Raw genomic sequence first — 21,669 nt, 5'->3', positions numbered from 1 at the left:
TTTCAGGACGATGAAATGATGTGTATCGTTTTGTATCTTTGGCTTTGTGTCATCCAGCGGTCATTTCATGTTGCTAGGCTTGCGGCATGAAACAGATTTATATTGCCCTGATCGCCGCGCTGCTGAGCGCCTGCCATGGCGAGACGCCGCCCGCGTCCGTGTCCGCTCCTGTCGCCAAACCGGCCGTCAAGCCGGCCGCCGCCTACGCGCCGATGAAACGCCAGCCACCGGTGCCGGAGTTGACGGCGATGGGCCGTGCGATGTTCCACGAACCGACGCTGTCGGCATCCGGCCGCATCAGCTGCGCCAGCTGCCACAACCCGGACAACGGCTACAGCCCGGCCAACCGGCTGTCGGCGCAACTGGGTGGCGGCGATGGCGCCACGCAGGGCACGCGCGCCGCGCCGTCGCTGAAGTACCTGCAGACGGTGCCGCCTTTCACCGAGCACTATCACGACGACGATGGCGACGACAGCACCGACGCAGGTCCTACCGGCGGCTACGATTGGGACGGCCGCGCCGGTTCGGCACACGAACAGGCGCGCGGTCCGCTGCTGTCACCGCGCGAGATGGGCAACAAGGACGATGCGGCGGTGGTGGCCAAACTGCGCAACGGTCCGCTGGCGGCGCAGTTCCGCAAGACCTTCGGCGACGACATCTTCGACCACGACGACGCGGCGATGCGCGCGGCCTTGATGGCGCTGGAAGTGTTCCAGGAAAGCCCGGCGGACTTCTATCCGTACACCAGCAAGTACGACGCCTTCCTGCGCAAGCAGGTCACGCTGACGCCGCAGGAAGCGCGCGGGCTGGCCTTGTTCAACGACGAGGCCAAGGGCAATTGCGCATCCTGCCACATCAGCCGCATCTCGCAGGGCGGCGCCTTCCCGCAGTTCACCGATTACGGGCTGGTCAACCTCGGCGTGCCGCGCAACGGCAAGCTGGCGGTCAACGCCGATCCGAAGTATTTCGACCTCGGCCTGTGCGGCCCGGACCGCACCGACCTGCGCGACCATCCCGAATACTGCGGCCGCTTCAAGACGCCGTCGCTGCGCAACGTGGCCCTGCGCAAGGTCTACTTCCACAACGGCAGCTTCGACAGCCTGGAGCAGGTGGTGCGCTTCTACGTGCAGCGCGACACGGTGCCGCAGAAGTGGTATCCGCGCAATCCGGACGGCAGCATCCACAAGTTCGACGACCAGCCGCGCGGCATGGACGACAACGTCAACGTCGAAGCCCCGTTCGGCGGCAAGCCCGGCAGCAAGCCGGCGCTGACCGACAAGGAGATCGCCGACGTGGTGGTTTTCCTCAAAACGCTGACCGACGGCTACTCCGGGGTCAGATCCGACAATCGGACACGGACCCAGCAGTAGAGCGGCTTAGCGTCCAGCTCGTGTCCGAATGTCGGATCTGACCCTAATGCCGTTAAGTTAAGGCGCGTCGTTCCCGCGAAAGCGGGAACCCATACTGAGTTTGCCCCGGACTCGCTGCATGGATTCCCGCTTTCGCGGGAATGACGATGAGCGATATCGCCTTAACTTAACGGCATTAGGATCTGACCCCGGAGCTGGGCTGATTCACACGCTGCCGGCGCGCTCAATGACCAGGATGCGCGCCGTGCCGCGCGGATGCGCCGAATGGGCGTCGCCTTCGCCGGCGTGGAAAATGTCGCCCGCTCGCAGGTGGACGACGTGCTCGATGCCGTCCACGCGGTAGTGCATGTCCACTTCGCCATCCATCACGGCAAACACCTCTTCACCGTCGTTGACGTGCCAGCCGTAGGGCTGGTCGGTCCAGTGCAGGCGCACAGTGGCATCCCGCATCGCGGCGATCGGGGTGGCGCCCCAGGCTCGATCGGCGGTGTAGTCCCTGCTGCGTACTATCTTCATGCTTTGTTCCAGTCGTATTCCATCTGCAGCGCGGTGCGCGCGGCCAGTTCGCGGCCAGCCAGCCGTTCGACCAGGTGCAGCGACATGTCCATGCCGGCCGAGATGCCGCCGGAGGTGACGATGCGGCCGTTGTCTATCCAGCGGCGGCCGGCCGGGATTTCCACGCGCGGGAAGGCGGCGCGCAGCTCGTCGATATCTTCCCAATGCGTGGTGGCTTGCTGGCCGTCCAGCAGCCCCGCCTGCGCCAGCAGGAAGGCGCCGGTGCAGACCGAGGCCACCAGTTCGCAGTCGCGCGCCATGCCGGCGATCCATGCGATGACTTCGGGTTTGGCCTGCTCCGCCGTCACCACGCCGCCGGGGACGATCAGCACGTCGATCCTGCCGGCGCTGTCGAAATCAGATTCGGGCTGCACGGCGAGGCCGGCGCGCGCGCGCAGCATGGCGGAGCGCTGGCCGATGGTGCGCACGCGGAACGGCGCCTGGGTGCCCGGCGCCAGCTTGGCGGCCACGCGCGTGGCACAGGTGAACACTTCGTACGGTCCGGCGAAATCGAGTACTTCAAGGTCGTTGAAGACATAAATGCCTATAGTGCGTGTCATGTGGATCTCCTTTGTCGATGAGACCATCTTGCCGCCAAACGCATTGACATAAATGACATCGATGGTGGAATATCTGCCACATGACCAAACCTATCGACATCTGGCTGCTGGTGTTCCCCGGCTTCCTGCTGCTGGACGCCACCGGCCCCGCGCAAGTGTTCTCCACCGCGAACGACGAGGCGCGCGACGCCGGTCAGCCGGAGCCCTATCGCATCCGCATGACCGCGCCGGGCGGCGGGCCGGTGGCGTCGTCTTCCGGCGTCAGCTTACTGACAGAGCCGCTGCCGCGCCGCAGCCTGGCCGGCGCCACCCTGATCGTCGCCGGCTGCCGCGGCCTCGATGGCGCCGGCACCGTGCTGGCGCCGGCCACGATAAGCTGGGTGCGGCGCGCCGCCGGCGAGGTAGCGCGCTGCTGCTCGGTGTGCACCGGCGCCTTTGTGCTGGCGCGGGCCGGCCTGCTGGACGGCCGCCGCGCCGTCACCCATTGGCTCGACGCGGCCCGGCTGCAGGCGCAATATCCGGCCATCGAGGTGCAGGACGACGCCATCTACATCAAGGACGGGCCGGTCTACACGTCGGCCGGCATCGCCGCCGGCATGGACCTGGCACTGAGCCTGGTGGAGGAGGATCGCGGCCGCGCCGCCGCGCTGGGCACGGCCAAGCGGTTGGTGGTGTTCTACAAGCGGCCCGGCGGCCAGCGCCAGTTCAGCTCCGAGCTGCTGGCGCAGGCCGATCCGCAAGGCTTGCACGGCCAGCTGACCGGCTGGCTGCGTCCGCGCCTGAAGCGGCAGATCGACGTCGAGCAGATGGCGGCGGCGTTCGCGCTGTCGGTGCGCACGCTGCACCGCCGGCTGCAGCGCGAGGCTGGCGTCTCGCCGGCGCAGCTGCTGCTGCGCTTGCGCATGGAGGCGGCGTGCGGCTTGCTGGAGCGGCCCGGCATGACGGTCAAGCGCGCGGCCAGCCAGAGCGGCTTCGGCAGCGAGTACAATCTGCGGCGCGCGTTTGCCGCGCAGCTGGGCGTGGTGCCCAGCGAATACCAGGCGCGCTTTGGCTGAATCGGGAAGATCGAATGCGGGAATTTGAAAAATGGGTGGCGCGCGTGCTGCTGCTCAACAGCGCGCTGGCGCTCGGTGTCAGCCTCGGCCTGCTGGGCGAGTCGCAGGAGGCGTCGGCGCTGCCGCTGCTGTACAGCGCGGCGATGCTGGGCTTCCTCGGCGCCGTGCTGTCGCTCAAGCGCTGGAAGCTGGGCCTGTGGGCCGGCGTGGCGTATTACGCGCTGCAGCTGTTCAGCTACTATCCCTTCGACGGCGGCTGGCACTTCGCGGTCAAGGCCGGCGTCAGCATCGGCCTGGTGATGCGCTTCCACGGCGGCGTGTTCATCGTCAACATGGTGGCCCTGGCGCTGCTGGCGGCCACCGCCGCCGTGCTGGTGTGGCGCTACCGGGAAGTCGTCGAGAAGACCTGACCGCCCAGGTAGCTGTAGTAGAAGCGTTCCTGGCTGGTCGAGATCAGCACGCGGTGGGCGCGCAGGAAATCGCGGCCCAGTATCATCTCGATGTTCTTGACGCCGAACTGCTGCAGGTTGTTGACGTCGGCGATGGCCAGGCGCGGCTTGCCGATGTTTTCTTCGCCGATCGTGAAGCTGTCGAAGGTGGCGTTCCACTTGGGCGTGTCCTTGCCGCTGATGCCGGTCACCGCGCCGCCTTCGCTCACGCCGGCGCCGCCCGGCTTGATGCCCAGTTTGTCCGCCGTCTGCAGGTCGACCAGCGAATGGGCGGCGCCGGTATCGATCAGCGCGCGGATCTTGCGGCCGTTGAGTTGGACCTGCACATAGGCGGCGGAGTGCTTGTCTGCCAGCTCCAGCGGCACGTCCAGCGCCTGCGTGTCCCAGTAGGCCAGCGACCTGTCGCCGCCGCAGCCGTCGTTGCGGAAGAACTTGAGCTGCTTGCCGGCCAGCGCGATTTCCAGGTCGGCCTGCAGCAGATAGTCGGCGCCGACCAGGCCGCCGTAGCCGGGGTAGTCGAGGCCATCGACCACCGGGAACCAGGTTCTGGCCACGCGCGCCGGGCCGATGATCACTTCCTCCGGCTGCGCCGCGAACTGCGCCGTGTCGCCGCCGATGCCGCGCACGCGGTTCAGCGTGCGGGTCAGCGGCTGCTGCTGGCGGTCCATCTCGGCGCGCGTCAGCTGCGTTTTGTGGGCGCCGGTGTCGATCAGCATGTGCACCGTCTTGCCGTTGATCTGGCCATCGATGAAGGGCGTGCCGGCCGCCTCGTAGATATTCAGGTCGAGCGCGGCCAGTTCGGTAAAGCGGCAATCTGCGTGGGCCTGGGCGGCGGCCAGCAACATGCCGGCCCCCAGCATGCGTTGCAGGATGGGGGCCATCATCAGTTCGGCTTGCGGAAGCGCAGGATGAACTGGTCGGTGTGGGCGCGGATGCCGGTTTCAAACACCTGGGCCGAGCGGTCGTCGGCCGGGTTGCGCAGCACCTGCGATTCGGCGTCCAGCACGAAGCCGGCGGCCAGCACTTCCTTCTTGACCAGCGCCTCGTCGATGCGGTGCAGCTTGGCCATGCCGGCGTCGTCCAGGCCGGGCTGGGCCGAATGGTCCAGCACTATATAGTAGCCGCCCGGTTTCAGCGCCTCGAACACGGCCTTGTTCAGCTCGGCCGTGCCGGCGGCGCCGCTCCAGATGTGGATGTCGTGGTAGTTCTGCGAGGTCCACACCAGGTCGGCCTTGACCGGCACGTTGAGCGAGGCGGCGCTGATCGCTTCATGCACGTTGGCGCGGCCCGGTTCGGCCGACACGGGCGGCGGCAGCGGCTTGCCCTTCAGGCGGTCCACCAGCACCTGCGGCGCGATCGCGTACACCGAACCCTTCGGGCCGACCGCCGTGCTGAACAGGCGGGTGAAGTAGCCGCGGCCGGCAAAGTAATCGACCACGACCTGGCCCGGCTGGACCTTGGCGAAGGCCAGCATCTCGGCCGGCTTGCGGTCGGCGTCGCGCGCCTTGTCGGCGTCCGGGCGGCCGGCATCGGCCACGGCGGCGGCGGCCAGCGGCGCTTGGCCGGCGGCACCGGCGTGGCCGGCGGCCAGTAACAGGGCCATGGTGCTGCTCAGGCAAAGTAATCCAAGGGTGCGGCTTCTAGGCAACAGTTTCATTTTGAAAGTCTCCGTAGGTGGGTGAACCGGTTTTCCCCGCCTTAGCTGTGCAGGCGAGTTCCGGATTATGCACCGGATATATCAAATTGACATTGCTTAACCCCTCTGTTCAGTCATCTGCTTGTCACACGGCAAGGGCAAAATGTCCGTATGGATATATTTTTCTGCTGGGAAAATGGCACTATCGACATGAAAGTTTCCTGGTGAACTGTTTTTTTAGGTAACTTTTTTAATAAATAAACATTCTCCTATAGCAGGTTGCGAGAGAGAGACAGCGGTTGAAATAAATTCTTTTGGGAAATCTACTCAGATATAATCGGCCCTTGGAATCCTGCTGGAAGAGGCGTTCATCTGGTTCGAGCTTGGTTGGCCCGCAACTTAATGGCCAAAAGAAAAGTTTACTTAATGAAAGTCCAAATTCCGTCGTTATATACAGTACGGAGTAGTTTTTTCCGACAGCACCATAAAAATTTTGTTAAAAAAGTAACAAATCCACTACAGGGCTCGAGCATCAGACAAAAGCTGATCGCTCGAGTTGCTTTCTGAGCAGCCAGAGAAGTACCTCCAGGAGAAATAGTATGAGTTTCGCGACCAGTTTTACCACTGAGCAGATTGCCAGTTTCAGCACAGCCCAGATCATCACACTGGCAACTGCCGACATTGCAGCGTTCAATTCTGACCAGCTGGCCGCGTTCACTACTGCGCAAATTCCCGCCTTCACGACTGCCCAGATTGCCGGAGGCCTGAACTCCACCCAGATCGCCTTCCTGACGACCAAGCAGGCCAACGCGCTGACCTCGACCCAGATCGCCGCGCTGCAAACCTCCGCCATCGCCGCGCTGACCACCAACGACGTCGCCGCGCTGGCCACGGCCACTATCGGCGGCATCACCGCCAACCAGGTCAAGGCGCTGACGACCGACCAAGTGGTCGCCCTGACCAGCAACCAGGCCGCGCAACTGAGCTCGACCCAGGTCGCCGCGCTGAGCACCAACGCCATCGGCGCCCTGGAAACCGCCGACCTGGCCGCGATCAAGACCGCCTCCATCGCCGTGCTGACCAGCGCCCAGGTGGCCGCGCTGACCACGGCGCAAGTCAATACGATGGGCACCGCTTCGGTGGCCGCGCTGAGCACCGCCGGCATCGCCGCGCTGAGCAGCGACCAGGCCGTCGCGCTGACCTCGGCGGAAATCGCCGCCATGAGCACCACGCAAGTGGTCGCGCTGTCGAGCAAGGCCCTCGGCGCGATTGAAACCGCCGACCTCGCCGGCCTGAGCACCAACGACATCGCCGCCCTGCGCACCTCGCAGCTGGTCGGCCTGGCCACCGCGCAAGTTGCCGCGCTGTCGACCAACCAGATCGCCGCGTTGAGCGCCGCCGCCATTGCCGGCCTGAGCACCGACCAAGTGGTCGCGCTGACCACCGCCCAAGCGAGCTCGCTGAGCACCGCGCAAGTGGCCGGCCTGAGCACCAAGGCCATCGCCGCGCTGGAAACGGCCGACTTCGCAGCCTTGAAATCCGACGCGATTGCCGCGCTGAGCGCCGCGCAAGTCAAGGCGCTGACCACGAATCAAGTGGTCGCGCTGACCACGGCCGAAGCCGCCGCGCTGAGCACCGCGCAAGTGGCCGCGCTGTCGAGCGATGCCGTCGCCGCGCTGGAAACGGCCGACCTGTCGGCCATCAAGACGGCCGCCATCGCCGCCCTGAGCAGCGCCCAGGTCGCCGCGCTGACCACCGCCCAAGTCAACACGCTGGCCACCGCTTCATTGGCCGCGCTGAGCACCGCCGGCATCGCCGCGCTGACCACCAACCAGGTTGTCGCGCTGACCTCGGCCCAGCTGAGCAGCATGAGCTCGGCACAAGTCGCCGCGCTGTCGAGCAACGCCATCGGTGCGATTGAAACCGCCGACATCGTCGGTCTGACCACCGCCAACGTCGCCGCGCTGCGCAGCGCGCAGCTGGTGGGCCTGGCCACGGCGCAGGTCGCCGCGCTGTCGACCAACCAGATCGCCGCGCTGAGCACCGCCGCCGTGTCCGGCCTGACCACCGACCAGATCGTGGCGCTGACCACCGCGCAAGCGAGCTCGCTGAGCACCGCGCAAGTGGCCGGCCTGAGCACCAAGGCCATCGCCGCGTTGGAGACGGCCGATTTCGCAGCCTTGAAATCCGACGCCATTGCCGCGCTGAGCGCCAATCAGGTCAAGGCCCTGACCACCGATCAAGTGGTCGCGCTGACCACGGCCGAAGCGGCCGCGCTGAGCACCGCGCAAGTGGCCGCGTTGTCGAGCAACGCCATCGCCGCGCTGGAAACGGCTGACCTGTCGGCCATCAAGACCGCCGCCATCGCCGTCCTGAGTTCCGCTCAAATTGCCGCGCTGACGACCAAACAAGTCAACACGCTGGCCACCGCTTCGCTGGCCGCGCTGAGCACCGCCGGCATCGCCGCGCTGACCACCGACCAGGTTGTCGCGCTGACCTCGGCTCAACTGAGCAGCATGAGCTCGGCCCAAGTGGCCGCGCTGTCGAGCAACGCCATCGGCGCGATTGAAACCGCCGACATCGTCGGCCTGACCACCGCCAACGTCGCCGCGCTGCGCAGTTCGCAACTGGTGGGCCTGGCCACGGCACAAGTCGCCGCACTGTCGACCAACCAGGTCGCCGCGCTGAGCACCGCCGCCGTGTCCGGCCTGACCACCAACCAGATCGTTGCGCTGACGACCGCGCAAGCGAGCTCGCTGAGCACCGCGCAAGTGGCCGGCCTGAGCACCAACGCCATCGCCGCGCTGGAAACGGCCGACTTCGCAGCACTGAAGTCCGACGCGATTGCCGCCCTGAGCGCCAATCAGGTCAAGGCGCTGACGACCGACCAAGTCGTCGCGCTGACCACGACTGAGGCCGCCGCGCTGAGCACCGCGCAGGTGGCAGCGCTGTCGTCCAACGCCATCGCCGCGCTGGAAACGGCCGATCTGTCGGCCATCAAGACGGCCGCCATCGCCGCCCTGAGCTCCGCCCAAGTCGCGGCCCTGACGACCAAACAAGTCAACACGCTGGCCACCGCTTCGCTGGCCGCGCTGAACACCGCCGGCATCGCCGCGCTGACCACCGACCAGGTTGTCGCACTGACCTCGGCCCAACTGAGCAGCATGAGCTCGGCACAAGTCGCCGCGCTGTCGAGCAACGCCATCGGCGCGATTGAAACCGCCGACATCGTCGGCCTGACCACTGCCAACGTCGCCGCGCTGCGCAGTGCGCAACTGGTGGGGCTGGCAACCGCACAGGTTGCCGCGCTGTCGACCAACCAGATCGCCGCGCTGAGCACCGCCGCCGTGTTCGGCCTGACCACCAACCAGATCGTCGCGCTGACCACCGCGCAAGCGAGCTCGCTGAGCACCGCACAAGTGGCCGGCCTGAGCACCAACGCCATCGCCGCGCTGGAAACGGCCGACTTCGCAGCATTGAAGTCCGATGCGATCGCCGCCCTGAGCGCCAATCAGGTCAAGGCGCTGACGACCGATCAAGTCGTCGCGCTGACCACGACTGAGGCCGCCGCGCTGAGCACCGCGCAGGTGGCGGCGCTGTCGTCCAATGCCATCGCCGCGCTGGAAACGGCCGACCTGTCCGCCATCAAGACCGCCGCCATCGCCGCCCTGAGCTCCGCCCAGGTCGCCGCGCTGACCACCAAACAAGTCAACACGCTGGCGACCGCTTCGCTGGCCGCGCTGAGCACCGCCGGCATCGCCGCGCTGACCACCGACCAGGTCGTCGCGCTGACCTCGGCCCAACTGAGCAGCATGAGCTCGGCGCAGGTCGCCGCGCTGTCGAGCAACGCCATCGGTGCGATTGAAACCGCCGACATCGTCGGTCTGACCACCGCCAACGTCGCCGCGCTGCGCAGCGCGCAGCTGGTGGGCCTGGCCACGGCGCAGGTCGCCGCGCTGTCGACCAACCAGATCGCCGCGCTGAGCACCGCCGCCGTGTTCGGCCTGACCACCAACCAGATCGTGGCGCTGACCACCGCGCAAGCGAGCTCGCTGAGCACCGCACAAGTGGCCGGCCTGAGCACCAACGCCATCGCCGCGCTGGAAACGGCCGACTTCGCAGCACTGAAGTCGGACGCGATCGCCGCGCTGAGCGCCAATCAGGTCAAGGCGCTGACGACCAGCCAGATCGTTGCACTGACCACGGCCGAAGCGGCCGCGCTGAGCACCGCGCAAGTTGCCGCGCTGAGCACCGCCTCGGTTGCCGCGCTGGAAACGGCCGATCTGTCGGCCATCAAGACGGCCGCCATCGCCGCCCTGAGTTCCGCCCAGGTTGCCGCGCTGGGCACGACGCAAGTCAACACCTTGGCCACCGCTTCGCTGGCCGCGCTGAGCACCGCCGGCATCGCCGCGCTGACCACCGACCAGGTTGTCGCACTGACCTCGGCTCAACTGAGCAGCATGGGTTCCGCGCAAATCGGCGCCTTCTCCAGCAACGCCATCGGCGCGATTGAAACCGCCGACATCGTCGGCCTGACCACCGCCAACGTCGCCGCGCTGCGCAGTGCGCAGCTGGTGGGTCTGGCGACCGCACAGGTCGCCGCGCTGTCGACCAACCAGATCGCCGCGCTGAGCACCGCCGCCGTGTCCGGCCTGAGCACCAACCAGATCGTCGCGCTGACCACCGCGCAAGCGAGCTCGCTGAGCACCGCACAAGTGGCTGGTCTGAGCACCAACGCCATCGCCGCGCTGGAAACCGCCGACTTCGCAGCACTGAAGTCGGACGCGATCGCCGCCCTGAGCGCCAATCAGGTCAAGGCGCTGACCACGAATCAAGTGGTTGCACTGACCACGACCGAAGCGGCCGCGCTGAGCACCGCGCAAGTTGCCGCGCTGAGCACCGCCTCGGTTGCCGCGTTGGAAACGGCCGATCTGTCGGCCATCAAGACGGCCGCCATCGCCGCCCTGAGCTCCGCCCAGGTCGCCGCGCTGGGCACGACGCAAGTCAACACCTTGGCCACCGCCTCGCTGGCCGCGCTGAACACCGCCGGCATCGCCGCGCTGACCACCGACCAGGTCGTCGCACTGACCTCGGCCCAACTGAGCAGCATGAGCTCGGCACAAGTCGCCGCGCTGTCGAGCAACGCCATCGGCGCGATTGAAACCGCCGACATCGTCGGCCTGACCACCGCCAACGTCGCCGCGCTGCGCAGTGCGCAACTGGTGGGGCTGGCCACGGCGCAGGTCGCCGCGCTGTCGACCAACCAGATCGCCGCGCTGAGCACCGCCGCCGTGTTCGGCCTGACCACCAACCAGATCGTCGCGCTGACCACCGCGCAAGCGAGCTCGCTGAGCACCGCACAAGTGGCCGGCCTGAGCACCAACGCCATCGCCGCGCTGGAAACGGCCGACTTCGCAGCATTGAAGTCCGATGCGATCGCCGCGCTGAGCGCCAATCAGGTCAAAGCGCTGACGACCAGCCAGATCGTTGCACTGACCACGGCCGAAGCAGCCGCGCTGAGCACCGCGCAAGTGGCCGCGCTGAGCACCGCCTCGGTTGCCGCGCTGGAAACGGCCGATCTGTCGGCCATCAAGACGGCCGCCATCGCCGCCCTGAGTTCCGCCCAGGTTGCCGCGCTGGGCACGACGCAAGTCAACACCTTGGCCACCGCTTCGCTGGCCGCGCTGAGCACCGCCGGCATCGCCGCGCTGACCACCGACCAGGTCGTCGCGCTGACCTCGGCCCAGCTGAGCAGCATGAGCTCGGCGCAGGTCGCCGCGCTGTCGAGCAACGCCATCGGCGCGATTGAAACCGCCGACATCGTCGGCCTGACCACCGCCAACGTCGCCGCGCTGCGCAGCGCGCAGCTGGTGGGCTTGGCCACGGCGCAGGTCGCCGCGCTGTCGACCAATCAGATCGCCGCGCTGAGCACCGCCGCCGTGTCCGGCCTGACCACCAACCAGATCGTTGCGCTGACCACCGCGCAAGCAAGCTCGCTGAGCACCGCGCAAGTGGCCGGCCTGAGCACCAACGCCATCGCCGCGCTGGAAACGGCCGACTTCGCAGCACTGAAATCGGACGCGATCGCCGCCCTGAGCGTCAATCAGGTCAAGGCGCTGACCACGAATCAGGTGGTTGCACTGACCACGGCCGAAGCGGCCGCGCTGAGCACCGCGCAAGTGGCGGCCCTGTCGAGCGACGCCGTCGCCGCACTGGAAACGGCCGATCTGTCGGCCATCAAGACGGCCGCCATCGCCGCCCTGAGCTCCGCCCAGGTTGCTGCGCTGACCACCGCGCAGGTCAACAACCTGGCCACCGCTTCGCTGGCCGCGCTGAGCACCGCCGGCATCGCCGCGCTGACCACCAACCAGGTTGTCGCGCTGACCTCGGCCCAGCTGAGCAGCATGAGCTCGGCACAAGTCGCCGCGCTGTCGAGCAACGCCATCGGCGCGATTGAAACCGCCGATCTGGTCGGCCTGACCACCGCCAACGTCGCCGCGCTGCGCAGCGCGCAACTGGTTGGCCTGGCCACGGCGCAGGTCGCCGCGCTGTCGACCAACCAGGTCGCCGCGCTGAGCACCGCTGCTGTATTCGGCCTGACCACCAACCAGATCGTCGCACTGACCACCGCGCAAGCGAGCTCGCTGAGCACCGCACAAGTTGCCGGCCTGAGCACCAACGCCATCGCCGCGCTGGAAACGGCCGACTTCGCAGCACTGAAGTCCGATGCGATTGCCGCCCTGAGCGCCAATCAGGTCAAGGCGCTGACCACGAATCAAGTGGTTGCGCTGACCACGGCCGAAGCGGCGGCGCTGAGCACCGCGCAAGTGGCCGCGCTGTCGAGCGACGCCGTCGCCGCGCTGGAAACGGCCGACCTGTCGGCCATCAAGACCACCGCCATCGGTGCCCTGAGCTCCGCCCAGGTTGCCGCGCTGACCACCACGCAGATCAACAACCTGGCCACCGCCTCACTGGCCGCGCTGAGCACCGCCGGCATCGCCGCGCTGACCACCAACCAGGTCGTCGCGCTGACCTCGGCTCAGCTGAGCAGCATGGGTTCGGTGCAAGTCAACGCTCTGACCAGCAACGCCATCGGCGCGATCGAAACCGCGGATCTGGTCGGCCTGACCACCGCCAACGTGGCCGTGCTGCGCAGCGCGCAGCTGGCTGGCTTGGCGACCGCACAGGTTGCCGCGCTGTCGACCAACCAGATCGCCGCGCTGAGCACCGCCGCCGTGTCCGGCCTGACCACCAACCAGATCGTGGCGCTGACCACCGCGCAAGCGAGCTCGCTGAGCACCGCGCAAGTGGCCGGCCTGAGCACCAACGCCATCGCCGCGCTGGAAACGGCCGACTTCGCAGCACTGAAGTCCGACGCGATCGCCGCCCTGAGCGCCAATCAGGTCAAGGCGCTGACGACCAGCCAGGTCGTCGCACTGACCACGGCCGAAGCTGCCGCGCTGAGCACCGCGCAAGTTGCCGCGCTGAGCACCGCCTCGGTTGCCGCGTTGGAAACGGCCGATCTGTCGGCCATCAAGACGGCCGCCATCGCCGCCCTGAGCTCCGCCCAGGTCGCCGCGCTGACCACCACGCAGGTCAACAACCTGGCCACCGCTTCGCTGGCCGCGCTGAGCACCGCCGGCGTCGCCGCGCTGACCACCGACCAGGTCGTCGCACTGACCTCGGCTCAACTGAGCAGCATGAGCTCGGCGCAGGTTGCCGCGCTGTCGAGCAACGCCATCGGCGCGATTGAAACCGCCGACATCGTCGGCCTGACCACCGCCAACGTCGCCGCGCTGCGCAGTGCGCAACTGGTGGGCCTGGCCACGGCGCAAGTCGCCGCGCTGTCGACCAACCAGGTCGCCGCGCTGAGCACCGCCGCTGTCTCCGGTCTGAGCACCAACCAGATCGTTGCGCTGACCACCGCGCAAGCGAGCACCTTGGGCACCGCGCAGGTTGCCGCGCTGAGCACCAACGCCATCGCCGCGCTGGAAACCGCCGACCTTGCCGCACTGTCGACCAACGCGGTTGCCGCGCTGAGCGCCAATCAGGTCAAGGCGCTGACGACCAGCCAGATCGTTGCACTGAGCACCGCCGAAGCGGCCGCGCTGAGCACCGCGCAAGTGTCCGCACTGTCGAGCAACTCGATAGCCGCGCTGGAAACGGCCGATCTGTCGGCCATCAAGACGGCCGCCATCGCCGTCTTGAGTTCCGCGCAGGTCGCCGCGCTGACCACCACCCAGGTCAACACGCTGGCCACCGCCTCGCTGGCCGCGCTGAGCACCGCCGGCATCGCCGCGCTGACCACCAGCCAGATCGTCGCGCTGACCTCGGCGCAACTGTCTTCGCTGGGCACCGCACAAGTGGTGGCCCTGAGCTCCAACAGCATCGGCGCGATCGAGACGGCCGACCTGGTGGGCCTGAGCACGATCGACGTCGCCGCGCTGCGCACTGCGCAGCTGGCCGGTCTGGCCACGGCACAGGTTGCAGCGCTGTCGACCGGCCAGGTCGCCGCGCTGGCCACCTCGGCCTTCGCCAGCGGTCTGAGCACTGCACAGATCTCCGCCTTGACCACCGCCCAGGCCGCATCGCTGAGCGTGAGCCAGGTTGCCGCGCTGTCGACCAACAATCTCGCCGCGCTGGCCACCGCCGCGCTGGCTGCCTTCACCACCCAGGAAATCGGCGCGCTGACCGCCAACCAGCTGGGCGCGCTGAATTCCAGCCAGGGCGTGGCGCTGACCTCGACCCAGGTCGCCGCGCTGACCACCGCCCAGGCTGCCGGCCTGTCGACCGCGGCGCTGGCCGCCCTCGACACCGCCGACCTGGTCGCGCTGAGCACCGCCGCGATCGCCGCGCTGAGCACCAGACAGTTCGTCACGCTGCGCACCGCTGAAATCGCCTCGCTCACCACCAACCAGGTGCACGCGATGACCTCGGCGCAACTGCATGCGATGACCACCGACCAGGTCCATGCGCTGACCACCACGCAGACCCAGGCGCTGTCGTTCCTGACCCCGGTCGCGCTGGACTTGAACGGCGACGGCGTGCAAACCACGGCGCTGGGCAAGGGCGTGCAGTTCGACCTGCTGGCCAACGGCAACAAAGTCAACACCGGCTGGACCGCCGGCGGCGACGGCCTGCTGGCCCTGGACCGCAACCATGACGGCGTGATCAACGACGGTAGCGAACTGTTCGGCTCCGGCACCACGCTGGCCAACGGCCAGAAAGCGGCCACCGGCTACCAAGCGATGGCGGAACTCGACACCAACGGCGACGGCACCATCGACGCCAAGGACAGCGCCTTCGCCGACCTGCGTGTCTGGGTCGACGGCAACACCGATGGCGTCAGCCAGGCCGACGAGCTGAAGTCGCTGGCCGACCTGGGCATCACCAAGCTCAACCTGGACGTCAAGGTGGGCGGGGCAGTCAACAACGGCAACATCCTGGGTCTGACCTCGACCTTCGAGACGGCTGACGGCGCCACCCATGCGGCGGCCGACGTGTGGTTCGCCACCACGCCGGCCAGCAACCTGAGCGGCAGCGTCAGCAACCTGGCGCAGGCGATGTCGGCCTTCGCCGGCTGCAGCACGCCGGCGGCCGCGGCGCCGAAGCTGGATGTCCAGGGCAACGGCGTGGGCGGCAGCGTGGCCCAGCTGGCCGACGCGCTCAAGCAGTTCGACGCCAACGGCAAGCCGGTTCTCGGCGCCGAGAGCCAGGCGGCCACCGACAGCGCGCTGCGTCTGAAAGCGTTGCAGTCGCAGGGCGGCCACGGCTTCCTGGCGGCGCCCGGCAAGTAAAGTAGTACCCCGGCGCAAGCCGGATGTAGTGCCACGCGGCAGGGCTCAGGCCCTGCCGTTTGTCCCAAAAAAGTTGTTTTTGAGAAATCATGGCCCGGTTTTTGCATTGCACTGAGTAAACAAAAAAGCTTAATGCAGCGCAAAAAAGGGTCGCTTTGTACGTTCAGGGCGGTGGCCCGCCGGTTTTTGGGCCGTGATTGAATGAAACTATGCGCTGTTCCCTCGCTATTAAAATGTTAACCGGAGGCAAAATCATGGCTGGCGTATCCTAAAGTTGCCTTCGATATTGACGTTAAGAACTAAAGTGCGCGATTTCGTGATCACGCGCATGTAAAACGCAAAGAAATTCCAGTAGCACCCAATTCAGATGGAGCCGCGGGCGAGACCTGTCGGCTCCATCATCTGTCTGTATAGAACTGTGCAGTGCCCCAAGGAGAATGGAAATGAGCCTCGTAACAAGCATGAGTACCGACCAGATCGCAGCTCTGTCGACCCAAACCATTGCTGCCCTCACTACCAGCGATATCGTAGCGCTCAATTCAGACCAGACTCGGGCATTGACGACCGATCAGGCGGTGGCGCTGACCACCACCCAGATCGCCGCACTGACCACCAAGCAAATGTCGAACGGCTTGACGACCGACCAGATCGTCGCGCTGAGTTCCAATCAGGTAGGTGTGCTGAGCTCGGCTCAGGTCAACGCCATGGCGACCGCCTACATTGCCGCCCTCGAAACGGCCGACTTCGCCGCACTGAAATCGGGTTCGATCGCCGGCCTGTCGACCGGCCAGCTGGCCGCGCTGACCACCGACCAGGTCGTCGCGCTGACCACCAGCCAGGCCAACGCGCTGAGCAGCGCCCAGGTCGCAGGCTTGAGCACCAACGACATCGTGGCCATGGAAACGGCCGATGTGCTGGCGCTGAAAACCGTCGTCATCGCCAGCCTCAGCACCAGCCAGATGGCCGCGCTGACCACCGACCAGGTAGCCAGCCTGTCGACCGCGCAAGTCGCGTCGCTGAGCACCGCCAACCTGGCATCCGGCCTGACCACCGACCAGATCGTCGCCATGAATTCCAACCAGCTGGGCACGCTGAGCACCGCCCAGTTCGGCGCGCTGGGCACCAGTGCCGTGGCCGCGATTGAAACGGCCGACCTGGTCGCCCTGAAAACCAGCCTGATCGCATCGATCAAGTCGTCGCAGCTGGCAGCCCTGACCACCGACCAGCTGTCGAACCTGACCACCACCCAGATTTCCGCGCTGACCACCGCCAGCATGACCGCGCTGAGCACCGACCAGGTCGTCGCGCTGACGTCCAACCAGGCTGCCGCGCTGACGTCGCAGCAAATCGGCGCGCTGTCGACCAACGCCATCGCCGCGATTGAAACGGCCGATCTGGCCGCGCTGAAGACCGCCGTCATCGCCGGCCTGTCGACCGCCCAGGCCAAGGCCCTGACCACCGACCAGATAGTGGCGCTGAGCGCCGGCCAGGTCGGCGCGCTGAGCACCGGCCAGGTGGCCGCGCTGGGTACCGCCTCCATCGCCGCGATTGAAACGGCCGACATCGGTTCGCTGAAGAGCGCCGCCATCGCCGCGCTGAGCACCGCGCAGACCGCCGCGCTGACCACCGACCAGATCGGCGCACTGGGTACCGCGCAAGTGGCGGCCATCACCACCGCCAACGTTGCCGCCCTGACCACCGACCAGATGGTGGCCCTGACCTCGAACCAGCTGGGCGTGCTGAGCACCGCGCAATTCGGCGCACTGACGACCGGCGACGTGGCCGCCATCTCCACCGCCAACATCGTCGGCCTGAAAACCGCGATCATCGCCTCGCTGAAGACCGCGCAGCTGGCGGCGCTGACCACCGATCAACTGTCGAACCTGACCACCAACCAGGTCGCCGCCATCACCACCGCCAACATCGCGGCGCTGAGCACCGACCAGGTTGTCGCGCTGACATCCAACCAGTTCGGCGCCCTGAGCTCGGCCCAGGTGAGCGCCTTCAGCACCAACGACATCGCCGCCATTGAAACGGCCGACCTGGCCGCACTGAAAACCGGCGTCATCACCGCGCTGACCAGCAGCCAGACCAAGGCCCTGACCACCGACCAGATCGTCGCCCTGAGCAGCAGCCAGGTCGGCGCACTGACCAGCGGCCAGGTCGCCGCGCTGGGCACCGACGCCATCGCCGCGATTGAAACGGCCGACCTCGGCGCGTTGAAGACCTCGGCCATCGCCGCGCTGAGCACCGCGCAGACCGCCGCGCTGACCACCGACCAGATCGTCGCGCTGAGCACCGCACAAGTGGCCTCGATGACCACCGCCAACCTGGCCTCGGGTCTGTCGACCGACCAGATCGTGGCGCTGAGCTCGAACCAGCTGGGCGCGCTGAGCACCGCGCAATTCGGTGCGCTGTCGACCCAGGACATCGCCGCCATCGAAACCGGCGACATCGTGGGCCTGAAAACCGCGATCATCGCCTCGCTGAAAACCGCGCAACTGGCGGCCCTGACCACCGACCAGCTGTCGAACCTGACCACCAGCCAGATCGCCTCGATCACCTCGGCCAACATCGCCGTGCTGACCACCGACCAGGTTGTCGCCCTGACGTCCAACCAGATCGGCGCCCTGAGCTCGGCGCAACTGAGCGCCTTCAGCACCAACGACATCGCCGCGATTGAAACGGCCGACATCGGCGCGCTGAAATCGGCCGTCATCGCCGGCCTGACCAGCAACCAGACCAAGGCCCTGACCACCGACCAGATCGTCGCCCTGAGCAGCAGCCAGATCAGCGCGCTGTCGAGCTCGCAAGTTGCCGGCCTGAGCACCGCCGCCATCGCCGCGATTGAAACGGCCGACGTCGGCGCGCTGAAAACCTCGGCCATCGCCGCGCTGAGCACCGCGCAGACCGCCGCGCTGACCACCGACCAGATCGTTGCGCTGAGCACCGCGCAGGTCTCGGCTTTCACCACCGCTGATCTGGCTGCCGGCCTGACCACCGACCAGATGGTGGCGCTGAGCTCGAACCAGCTGGGCGCGCTGAGCACCGCGCAATTCAACGCGCTGTCGACCGGCGACGTGGCCGCCATCTCGACCGCCAACATCGTCGGCCTGAAAACCGCGATCATCGCCTCGCTGAAAACCGCGCAGCTGGCCTCGCTGACCACCGACCAGCTGTCGAACCTGACCACCAGCCAGATCGCCGCCATCACCACCGCCAACATCGCGGCGCTGAGCACCGACCAGGTTGTCGCGCTGACGTCCAACCAGTTCGGCGCCCTGAGCTCGGCGCAGCTGAGCGCCTTCAGCACCAACGATATCGCCGCGATTGAAACGGCCGACATCGGCGCGCTGAAATCGGCCGTCATCGCCGGCCTGACCACCAGCCAGACCAATGCCCTGACTACCGACCAGGTGGTGGCGCTGAGCAGCGCCCAGATCGGCGCCTTGAGCAGCGCCCAAGTCGCCGGCCTGAGCACCGCCGCCATCGCCGCGATTGAAACGGCCGACGTTGGCGCACTGAAAACGGCCGCCGTCGCCGCGATGAGCACCGCGCAGACCGCAGCGCTGACCACCGACCAGATCGTTGCGCTGAGCACCGCGCAAGTGGCCTCGATGACCACCGCCAACCTGGCCTCGGGCCTGTCGACCGACCAGATCGTGGCGCTGAGCTCGAACCAGCTGGGCGCGCTGAGCACCGCGCAATTCGGTGCGCTGTCGACCCAGGACATCGCCGCCATCGAGACGGCCGACATCGTGGGCCTGAAAACCGCGATCATCGCCTCGCTGAAAACCGCGCAACTGGCGGCGCTGACCACCGACCAGCTGTCGAACCTGACCACCAGCCAGATCGCCTCGATCACCTCGGCCAACATCGCCGTGCTGACCACCGACCAGGTTGTCGCCCTGACGTCCAACCAGATCGGCGCCCTGAGCTCGGCGCAGCTGAGCGCCTTCAGCACCAACGACATCGCCGCGATTGAAACGGCCGACATCGGCGCGCTGAAATCGGCCGTCATCGCCGGCCTGACCAGCAACCAGACCAAGGCCCTGACCACCGACCAGATCGTCGCCCTGAGCAGCAGCCAGATCAGTGCGCTGTCGAGCTCGCAAGTTGCCGGCTTGAGCACCGCCGCCATCGCCGCGATTGAAACGGCCGACGTCGGCGCGCTCAAAACGGCCGCCATCGCCGCGCTGAGCACCGCGCAGACCGCCGCGCTGACCACCGACCAGATCGTCGCGCTGAGCACCGCGCAGGTGGCATCGATGACCACCGCCAACCTGGCCTCGGGTCTGTCGACCGACCAGATCGTTGCGCTGAGCTCGAATCAGCTGGGCGCGCTGAGCACCGCGCAATTCGGTGCGCTGTCGACCCAGGACATCGCCGCCATCGAAACCGGCGACATCGTGGGCCTGAAAACCGCGATCATCGCCTCGCTGAAGACCGCGCAACTGGCGGCCCTGACCACCGACCAGCTGTCGAACCTGACCACCGCGCAAGTGGCGGCCATCACCACCGCCAACATCGCGGCACTGAGCACCGATCAGGTCGTCGCGCTGTCGTCGAACCAGTTCGGCGCCCTGAGCTCGGCACAACTGAGCGCCTTCAGCACCAACGACATCGCCGCGATTGAAACGGCCGACATCGGCGCGCTGAAATCGGCGGTGATCGCCGGCCTGAGCACCAGCCAGGTCAAGGCGCTGACCACCGACCAGATCGTCGCCCTGAGCAGCAGCCAGATCGGCGGCCTGACCAGCGGCCAGGTGGCCGCCCTGAGCACCGCCGCCATCGCCGCGATTGAAACGGCCGACCTCGGCGCGTTGAAGACCTCGGCCATCGCCGCGCTGAGCACCGCGCAGACCGCCGCGCTGACCACCGACCAGATCGTCGCGCTGAGCACCGCGCAAGTGGCCTCGATGACCACCGCCAACCTGGCCTCGGGTCTGTCGACCGACCAGATCGTGGCGCTGAGCTCGAACCAGCTGGGCGCGCTGAGCACCGCGCAGTTCGGTGCGCTGTCGACCCAGGACATCGCCGCCATCGAGACGGCCGACATCGTGGGCCTGAAAACCGCGATCATCGCCTCGCTGAAAACCGCGCAACTGGCGGCGCTGACCACCGATCAACTGTCGAACCTGACCACCAGCCAGATCGCCTCGATCACGACCGCCAACATCGCGGCCCTGACCACCGACCAGGTCGTCGCGTTGTCGTCGAACCAGTTCGGCGCCCTGAGCTCGGCACAACTGAGCGCCTTCAGCACCAACGATATCGCCGCGATTGAAACGGCCGACATCGGCGCGCTGAAATCGGCGGTGATCGCCGGCCTGAGCACCAGCCAGGTCAAGGCGCTGACCACCGACCAGATCGTCGCCCTGAGCAGCAGCCAGATCGGCGGCCTGACCAGCGGCCAGGTGGCCGCCCTGGGCACCGACGCCATCGCCGCGATTGAAACGGCCGACCTCGGCGCGTTGAAGACCTCGGCCATCGCCGCGCTGAGCACCGCGCAGACCGCCGCGCTGACCACCGACCAGATCGTTGCGCTGAGCACCGCGCAAGTGGCCTCGATGACCACCGCCAACCTGGCCTCGGGTCTGTCGACCGACCAGATCGTGGCGCTGAGCTCGAACCAGCTGGGCGCGCTGAGCACCGCGCAATTCGGTGCGCTGTCGACCCAGGACATCGCCGCCATCGAGACCGGTGACATCGTGGGTCTGAAAACCTCGATCATCGCCTCGCTGAAAACCGCGCAACTGGCGGCCCTGACCACCGACCAGCTGTCGAACCTGACCACCGCGCAAGTGGCGGCCATCACCACCGCCAACGTCGCGGCCCTGACCACCGACCAGGTTGTCGCGCTGACGTCGAACCAGTTCGGCGCCCTGAGCTCGGCACAACTGAGCGCCTTCAGCACCAACGATATCGCCGCGATTGAAACGGCCGACATCGGCGCGCTGAAATCGTCCGTGATCGCCGGCCTGAGCACCAACCAGGCCAAGGCCCTGACCACCGACCAGATCGTCGCCCTGAGCAGCAGCCAGATCGGCGGCCTGACCAGCGGCCAGGTGGCCGCCCTGAGCACCGGCGCGATCGCCGCGATTGAAACGGCCGACCTCGGCGCGTTGAAGACCTCGGCCATCGCCGCGCTGAGCACCGCGCAGACCGCAGCGCTGACCACCGACCAGATCGTTGCGCTGAGCACCGCGCAAGTGGCCTCGATGACCACCGCCAACCTGGCCTCGGG

At 67.1% G+C, this 21,669-nt stretch carries 9 protein-coding genes; 5 read left to right on the top strand and 4 right to left on the bottom strand.

Going from position 1 to position 21,669, the window contains the following annotated elements:
• Nucleotides 1-86 precede the first annotated feature (86 nt).
• Complete coding sequence (locus ACCD07_RS14215) at nt 87-1,370, top strand: cytochrome-c peroxidase (RefSeq protein ID WP_413447708.1); 1,284 nt, start codon at nt 87-89, stop codon at nt 1,368-1,370.
• 204 nt (nt 1,371-1,574) lie between these two features.
• On the opposite strand, the gene ACCD07_RS14210 is transcribed toward ACCD07_RS14215, so the two are convergent.
• Nucleotides 1,575-1,886: a cupin gene (locus ACCD07_RS14210; protein ID WP_413447707.1), complete on the bottom strand. Its 312-nt coding sequence runs from the start codon at nt 1,884-1,886 to the stop codon at nt 1,575-1,577.
• The gene (locus ACCD07_RS14205; protein ID WP_413447706.1) at nt 1,883-2,485 is read right to left on the bottom strand and encodes a DJ-1/PfpI family protein; all 603 of its coding nucleotides are present in this window, start codon (nt 2,483-2,485) and stop codon (nt 1,883-1,885) included. Before ACCD07_RS14205 ends, ACCD07_RS14210 begins: the two co-directional genes overlap by 4 nt.
• Nucleotides 2,486-2,565: 80 nt before the next feature.
• Between ACCD07_RS14205 and ACCD07_RS14200 the strand changes: the two genes are divergently transcribed.
• Complete coding sequence (locus ACCD07_RS14200; RefSeq protein WP_413447705.1) at nt 2,566-3,540, top strand: GlxA family transcriptional regulator; 975 nt, start codon at nt 2,566-2,568, stop codon at nt 3,538-3,540.
• 14 nt (nt 3,541-3,554) lie between these two features.
• Nucleotides 3,555-3,950, top strand: a complete 396-nt coding sequence (locus ACCD07_RS14195) for a hypothetical protein (protein ID WP_353401443.1) — start codon at nt 3,555-3,557, stop codon at nt 3,948-3,950.
• On the opposite strand, the gene ACCD07_RS14190 is transcribed toward ACCD07_RS14195, so the two are convergent.
• Both ACCD07_RS14190 and ACCD07_RS14185 read right to left on the bottom strand, forming a co-directional pair.
• Nucleotides 3,923-4,873 carry a retroviral-like aspartic protease family protein gene (locus ACCD07_RS14190; protein WP_413447704.1) on the bottom strand — a complete coding sequence of 317 codons (951 nt, stop codon included), beginning with the start codon at nt 4,871-4,873 and terminating at the stop codon, nt 3,923-3,925. The two genes, ACCD07_RS14195 and ACCD07_RS14190, sit on opposite strands and share 28 nt — an antisense overlap.
• Nucleotides 4,873-5,592 (bottom strand): class I SAM-dependent methyltransferase, encoded by a 720-nt coding sequence (locus tag ACCD07_RS14185; protein ID WP_176653457.1) that lies wholly within the window; start codon nt 5,590-5,592, stop codon nt 4,873-4,875. Before ACCD07_RS14185 ends, ACCD07_RS14190 begins: the two co-directional genes overlap by 1 nt.
• A 632-nt stretch (nt 5,593-6,224) precedes the next feature.
• Between ACCD07_RS14185 and ACCD07_RS14180 the strand changes: the two genes are divergently transcribed.
• A complete protein-coding gene (locus ACCD07_RS14180) occupies nt 6,225-15,422 on the top strand; it encodes a heme utilization protein (protein WP_413447703.1) in 9,198 nt (3,065 codons plus the stop codon).
• Nucleotides 15,423-15,865: 443 nt separating this feature from the next.
• Nucleotides 15,866-21,669 (top strand): heme utilization protein (locus tag ACCD07_RS14175; RefSeq protein WP_413447702.1); only part of this gene is annotated, 5,804 nt, incomplete at its 3' end.

This window comes from Duganella sp. Dugasp56, from assembly GCF_047304105.1.
In the GTDB taxonomy this organism is placed as follows: Bacteria; Pseudomonadota; Gammaproteobacteria; order Burkholderiales; family Burkholderiaceae_D; genus Rugamonas; species Rugamonas hordei.
The sequence above is the reverse complement of the archived record's forward strand: the minus strand, read 5'-3'. Positions and strand labels throughout refer to the sequence as shown.